The organism is Streptomyces sp. AK010, from assembly GCF_014207295.1.
In the GTDB taxonomy this organism is placed as follows: domain Bacteria; phylum Actinomycetota; class Actinomycetes; order Streptomycetales; family Streptomycetaceae; genus Streptomyces; species Streptomyces massasporeus.
Genome location: NZ_JACHCX010000010.1, coordinates 120,203 through 126,297, shown reverse-complemented (window position 1 = coordinate 126,297; position 6,095 = coordinate 120,203). Strand labels below are relative to the sequence as shown.

The 6,095-nt window shown below is 72.6% G+C and carries 6 protein-coding genes and 1 pseudogene; all 7 read right to left on the bottom strand.

Annotation, left to right across the window (positions count from 1 at the left end; genetic code table 11):
- Positions 1 to 274: 274 nt before the first annotated feature.
- On the bottom strand, positions 275 to 1,768 hold the full coding sequence (locus HDC93_RS20440; protein WP_185012322.1) for a peptide MFS transporter: 1,494 nt from the start codon (positions 1,766 to 1,768) through the stop codon (positions 275 to 277).
- Between the two features lie 6 nt (positions 1,769 to 1,774).
- Positions 1,775 to 2,614 carry an SAM-dependent methyltransferase gene (locus HDC93_RS20435; RefSeq protein ID WP_311774587.1) on the bottom strand — a complete coding sequence of 280 codons (840 nt, stop codon included), beginning with the start codon at positions 2,612 to 2,614 and terminating at the stop codon, positions 1,775 to 1,777.
- 38 nt (positions 2,615 to 2,652) lie between these two features.
- Entirely contained in the window at positions 2,653 to 3,912 is a 1,260-nt protein-coding gene (locus HDC93_RS20430) for a cytochrome P450 (RefSeq protein ID WP_185012321.1), read from the bottom strand.
- A 2-nt stretch (positions 3,913 to 3,914) separates the two neighbouring features.
- Positions 3,915 to 4,268, bottom strand: coding sequence for an antibiotic biosynthesis monooxygenase (locus tag HDC93_RS20425; protein ID WP_185012320.1), 354 nt, complete (start codon positions 4,266 to 4,268; stop codon positions 3,915 to 3,917).
- Positions 4,265 to 4,591 (bottom strand): antibiotic biosynthesis monooxygenase, encoded by a 327-nt coding sequence (locus tag HDC93_RS20420; RefSeq protein ID WP_184848266.1) that lies wholly within the window; start codon positions 4,589 to 4,591, stop codon positions 4,265 to 4,267. Before HDC93_RS20420 ends, HDC93_RS20425 begins: the two co-directional genes overlap by 4 nt.
- A 1-nt stretch (position 4,592) precedes the next feature.
- Positions 4,593 to 5,342, bottom strand: coding sequence for an SDR family oxidoreductase (locus tag HDC93_RS20415; protein ID WP_185012319.1), 750 nt, complete (start codon positions 5,340 to 5,342; stop codon positions 4,593 to 4,595).
- Between the two features lie 29 nt (positions 5,343 to 5,371).
- A pseudogene (locus HDC93_RS20410) lies at positions 5,372 to 6,088 on the bottom strand (SDR family NAD(P)-dependent oxidoreductase); the annotation flags it as partial.
- Positions 6,089 to 6,095: the final 7 nt, after the last annotated feature.

Genomic DNA, 6,095 nt, shown 5'->3' with positions numbered 1-6,095 from the left:
ACCGGGCACGCACGACGGCCAGATACCAGAAGGGAGGCGCTCTCAAGCGCGTACGAGAGCCGACGATTGGGAGGGAACAGGGCCCTCCTGGCGTAGTAGACGGTGACTCCCCCCAGAGCCAGAGCAAGGACCGCGAGCACGATGGTGAGTCCGTTGAAGCCCTTGCCGTCCAACACCTCGGCAGGCGACCGCGCTTCTCCCCTTCCAGGGCCACACCGAATGACGCGGTGCAAGGTACAGCCGGCGGAACACGCGCCGCTACGAGGAGTCACCTTCAGGTGCCGTTGCCGGCGAGGAGTGCGCGCAGGCGTGGCGTGCCGAGCGCGACCGTTGTGCCGACCCCCAGGACTAGGCCGCCGAGCAGCAGGAAGTACACCGCCGGTGACAGCACGGAGGTCAGGCGGAACAGCTGGCCTCCCACCACCACTCCCACCGCGCCGAACAGGCCGTTCACCGCGAGCAGTCGGCTGGTGCTGCCGGGTGGGGCCACCGCCGCGGCGAGCGCCAGGCCCGCGGGGGCGAGGGCGATCTCGCCGCAGGAGTAGAGCAGGTAGACCAGCAGCAGCCAGTACGGGCCGACCGGGCCGTGCTCGGCCAGCGTGGCCGCTACCGCCATCAGCAGAAAGCCGGCGCCCGCCGCGATCAGCGCGCCCGCGAACTTGACCGGCACGTCCAGTCGCGGCGCCCGTACCCACAGCCGGGCGAAGAGCGGGGCGACCAGCAGGACGAAGAGCGGGTGCACGGACTGGAACCAACTGGCCGGGACCTCGAAGCCGAGCAGGTCCCGGTCGGTGTGACGCTCGGCGAAGAGGCTGAGCACCGAACCGCTCTGCGCGAAGATCATCCAGAAGGCGGCCGACGCCGCCATCAGCGCGGTGAAGCCGGTCAGCCGGCGCCTGTGGGCCGTGCCCGGTGCATGGGCCCGGCGAAGGGACCTCAGGTACCAGAACGGCAGGGTGATGGTCGTCAGGCCGAGGACGGCCAGCAGCACGGGGAGAGGCAGCAGTCCGCAGGACACCGGCACCACCACGAGCGCGCCCACCGCCCCCGTGGCCCACGCGGCGCGGCGGAGCATCGCGAGAGCCTCGGGGCGCGGCACCGGGCGGGGCGGACGCGCGCCGACGTCCCCGTACCGGCGCAGACCGAGGGCGAACTGGATCAGTCCCGCCGCCATGCCGACGGCGGCCGCCGCGAAGCCGAGGTGCCAGGCGACGCGCTCGGCGAGCAGCCCCGTGACGACGGGCGCGATCAGCGCGCTGACCTGGATGCACATGTAGAAGAGCGAGAAGGCCGCCTCGCGGCGGCCCTCCCCGTCCCCGCTGACCCCCGCGACCATGGCCGCCATGGCCGGCTTGACCAGGCCCGTCCCCCCGACGACCAGCAGCAGACCGGCGTAGAGCGTGCCCGTCACCGGAACCGCCAGTACCGCGTGGCCGCAGGTGATCAGCGCACCGCCGAGCAGCACCGCCCGGCGCGCACCCAGCACCCGGTCGGCGAGCCAGCCGCCGGGCAGGCCGGCCATGAAGCTGAGCGACATGTACGCCGCGAAGATCACGGTGGCCGACTGCGGTGCCATGCCCATGCCGCCGCGCGCCTCGGAGGCGGTCAGGTAGAGGACCAGGATCGCCGCCAAGCCGTAGAAGCTGAAGCGCTCCCACAGGTCGACCGCGAGCAGCGTGCCGAAGCCGGGCCCGCGGTCGGCGGCCCGCGGTGGTGCGGAGCCGGCGGTGGCCGGTGGGGACTCCCGTGGGGTGAGGGACGTGTCCACCTCAGGTCACCGGGCCGGTTTGAGTGCCACTCCGGCCAGCATCGCGAGTGCCGGGTCGGGGGTCTCGGCCGGGTCGGGGCGCCACAGCGGAGCCCGGACCACACCGGGCGCCAACAGCTCGAAGTCCTCGAACAGCGCGGCGAGTTCCCGGTTGTCGCGCCAGATCACCTGGCTCACCGCGCCCCGGTACTGCTCGGCCGCCTCCGGCGCCGTCCTCGGGACCTCCTCCGCGCCGGCGTGCGAGATCACCAGGGCGCTGCCGGATGCCAGCCGCTCGGTGTACTGGCGCACCAGGGCGAGTGGATCGTCGCCGTCCGGGACGAAGTGCAGTACGGCGGCGAGGATCAGCGCGACCGGCCGGTCGAAATCGATCAGCCGGCGGGTGTCCTGCGCCTCCAGGATCTCCCGGGACTTGTACAGGTCGCCCTGGAAGACGGCCGCCCGGGGCTCGTCGGCGAGCAGCGCCCGGCCGTGTGCGACGGCCACCGGGTCGATGTCGACGTAGACGACCTTGCTGTCCGGTTGGGCGGCGAGGGCCACGTCGTGCACGTTGCCCTCGGCCGGGATGCCGGACCCGATGTCGAGGAACTGCCGTATGCCGAGCGCGGACAGCTCGCGTACCGCGCGGCGCAGGAAGGCGCGGTTGGCCTTGAGGGTGGCCGGGAGGTCGGGGTTGCCGGCCGCGACCTTGCGGGCGAGTTCCCGGTCCGCCGGGAAGTTGTGGGTGCCGCCGATCCAGTGGTCGTAGACCCGGGCGATGCTCGGGGTGTCGATGTCGACCTCCGGCGGGGCCCAGGCGGGGCGTTCGGTGGTCAGGGGTGCGGGTCCGGTGTCCTGACGTTCCACGGGTGTCTCCTCCAGAAGGGGCGGTGCGGGGTCGGCGGTCACGCCGCGAACACCGGGAGTTCTTCGAGGCCGCGCATCATCAGGCTGCTGCGCCAGCGCAGTTCGTCCGGTTCCACGGCGAGCCGCAGCCCGGGAAGGCGCGCGAAGAGGCGGCTGAGCACGATCCGGCCCTCCAGCCGGGCGAGCGGGGCGCCCAGACAGTGGTGGATGCCGTGGCCGAAGGCGACCGAGCCGGACTGGGCGCGGGTGATGTCCAGCCGGTCCGGGTCGGGGTAGCGGTCCGGGTCCCGGCCGGCGGCGCCGATCGAGATGGTCACGAACTCGCCCTCGGGGATGGTGACGGAGCCGACCTCGACGGGTTCGGTGGTGAAGCGCCAGGTGGCGTTGGTGACCGGACCGTCGTAGCGGAGGAACTCCTCCACGGCCGCGGGCCACAGCGACTCGTCCGACGCGAGCTGCTCACGCACCTCGGGGTGGGTGAGCAGGGCCAGGGCGCCGTTGCCGATGAGGTTGACCGTGGTTTCGTGGCCGGCCACCAGCAGCAGGAACGCCATGGAGATCAGCTCGTCGGACGACAGCTGGTCGCCGGCGTCCCGGGCGTGCACCAGGTCGGTGAGCATGTCGTCGGCCGGTTCGTTCCGCTTGGCCTCGATCAGCTCCGTCAGGTACGTGATCATCGACGCGCTGGCCTCGCGCACCTCGTCGGTACCAGCGCCCGAGACGAGCAGGTTGGACCAGCGGCGGAAGGCGGCCCGGTCGTCCGGGGGCACGCCGAGCAGCCAGCAGATCACCGTGAACGGCACTGGGAAGGCGAGGGCCTCCATGAGGTCCAGCCGCTCGTGCCGGGCCATGGCGTCCAGCAGTTCGTCGGTGAGTTCGGTGATGCGCGGCCGCAGGGACTCCACCCGGTGCGCGGTGAAGGCCCGGCCGACGAGCCGGCGCAGCCGGGTGTGGTCCGGCGGATCACTGTCCAGCATGTGCACGCTGAGAACGTGCGGGAACTGGCTGCGCTCCCCCGACTCGGCGAGGAACTTTCGCTGCTTGTCGGGGTCGGCGAAATTGCGCGGGATGAGGTCCCGGCCGACCCGCATGTCCTTGCTCAGCCGGGGGTCGGCCAGCAGTGCCCGGGCGTGCTCGTGTCCGGTGACCAGCCAGGTGCGCAGGCCGTTCGGTGTCATGACGGGGACGGCGGGGGCGGTGCGCCGCAGGCCGGCCAGCGCCTCGTGCGGGTTCTGGTGGAAGGCCGGGGTGAACAGGTCGGCCGGCGGGGCTGCCGGCCGGGCGTCCGTGCGTGCCATGCTCAGACTCCTTCCTTGACGTCGGCGGCGGGGGCGGCGGCCCGGCCCCCCGGGTAGCCGGCGAGCTCGCGGTAGATCTCGAAGGGCCGGTCCCGGCCGGTGTCGCGCAGCGGCCGCAGCGGTGCCGTCTGGTCCTTGTGGGCGGGGCCGCTCTCCCAGGCGGTGAACGCCTCCCAGTCGGACCAGCGGCTGACCACGACGTAGGAGCGCGGGTCGCCGAGGGCGTGCAGCAGCTTGTTGCCGAGCAGGCCGGCGGTGCCCGCCATCCGTCGGCTGGCCTCGTGGTACGCGGGCAGCACCCGGTCCGGGTCGTCGCTCAGGTGGTAGAGCACCACCTCGATGGCGCCGCCGGTCATGACGCGGCGCCGGCCAGGGCGGCGACGACGTGCATGGTCGTCATGGAGCCACCGCTGCGGTACGGGTGCAGCTTCTGGCGGTGTTCCAGATGGCGGTCGCTGGTCTCGAACTCGCGGAACAGCGGCTCGTCCACCCAGTCGCTGACGATGTAGTAGATACCGTCCTCCTCGGCGCTGCGGGACAGCCACTGGCCGAGGTTGGCGGGGTGAGTGGTGACCGAGTCGCCGACCTCCAGCCACACCTTCTCGAACTCGTGCTCCATGCCGGACTTGATCTGCATGCGCAGCATGACCCGGAAGACCTTCTCGGTGGGCTCGGGCACGTCAGATCCCCCCGTCGACGTTGAGGGTCTCGCCGGTGATGTACGCGGCGGCGTCGGAGAGCAGGAAGAGCACCGGTCCGGCGAGTTCCTCGACGGTGCCGAGGCGGGCCAGGGCGGTCTTCTGGGAGTAGGTGGCGCGCAGTCCGGCGGCGCGCTCGGCGGGCATGTCGGCGAAGGCCTCGGTCTCGATGACGCCGGGGGCGACCACGTTGACCCGGATGCCCTTCGGGCCGAGTTCCTTCGCGAGGGACCGGGTCAGCCCGATCATGGCGGCCTTGGCGGCGGTGTAGTGGGCGCGCAGCGGTATGCCCGCGGCGGCTCCGCGCGAGCCGATGTTGACCACCGAGGAGCCGGCGCCGAGCAGCGGCAGCGCCTGCTGGATGATCCGGTAGGCGGCCGTGAGGTTGGTGTCGAGGATCCGCCCCCACTCGTCGGCGGGCAGTTCCGCGAACGGGATGTGGCTGATCACGCCCGCGTTGTTGACGACGCCGTCGAGCCGTCCGAAGCGGTCCTTGGCCTCGCCGACGAGGCGGTCGGCCTCGGCGGTCTCGCCGAGGTCCGCGCGGATCACGTGGTGGTCGCCGGCGGTCTCCTTCAGCGCCGCGGTCAGGCTGTCGACGGCCTCGCTCTCCTGCCGGTAGCAGGTGACGACGTCGGCGCCCGCCCGGGCCGCGGCGAGGACGATGCCCCGGCCGATGCCGCGGCTGCCGCCGGTGACGAGCAGTTTCCTGCCGTGCAGTGCGAGTTCCACTGGGATCTCCTTATGGGCTGGGCCGCGGCTCAGACGCAGCCGTCGACGTGGATGTTCTGGCCGGTGACGTAGGCGGCGTGGTCGCTGATGAGGAACAGCACGGTCCGGGCGATGTCGTCGACGGTGCCGAGGCGGCCGAGCGCGGTGTAGGACGCGAAGGCCGCGCGCTGCCGCTCGGCCTCCTCGGCGGGCAGTTCGTCGAGCGCCTCGGTGGCGATGCGGCCGGGTGAGACGGTGTTGACGCGGATGCCGCGCGGCCCGAGTTCCCGGGCCAGCGAGCGGGTCATGCCGACCAGTGCGGACTTGACGGCGGTGTAGTGGACGCCGCCGGCCATGCCGATGAAGGCGACCGTGGAGCCGATGTTGACCACCGAGGATCCGGTGGAGAGCAGCGGCAGGGTGCGCCGGGTGACCAGGTGGGTGGCGGTGAGGTTGCCCTGGAGGGTGTCGGCCCACTCGGCGGGTCCGAGGTCGGTGTACGGCCGGGGGCGGAACGTCGCGGCGTTGTTGACGACCGCGTCCAGTCCGCCGGGGCTCGCCTCGCACGCGGCGGCCAGCCGGTCGACGTCCGTCGCTTCGGCGGCGTCGGCGCGCAGCACCTGGTGCTTGCCGGGGGTGCCGGCGAGCTCCTCCTCCAGCGTGGCGACGGCCTCGCCGGGGGTGCGGTAGCAGGTGACGACGTCGGCTCCGGCCCGGGCGGCGGCGAGGACGATGCCCCGGCCGATGCCGCGGCTGCCGCCCGTCACCAGGATG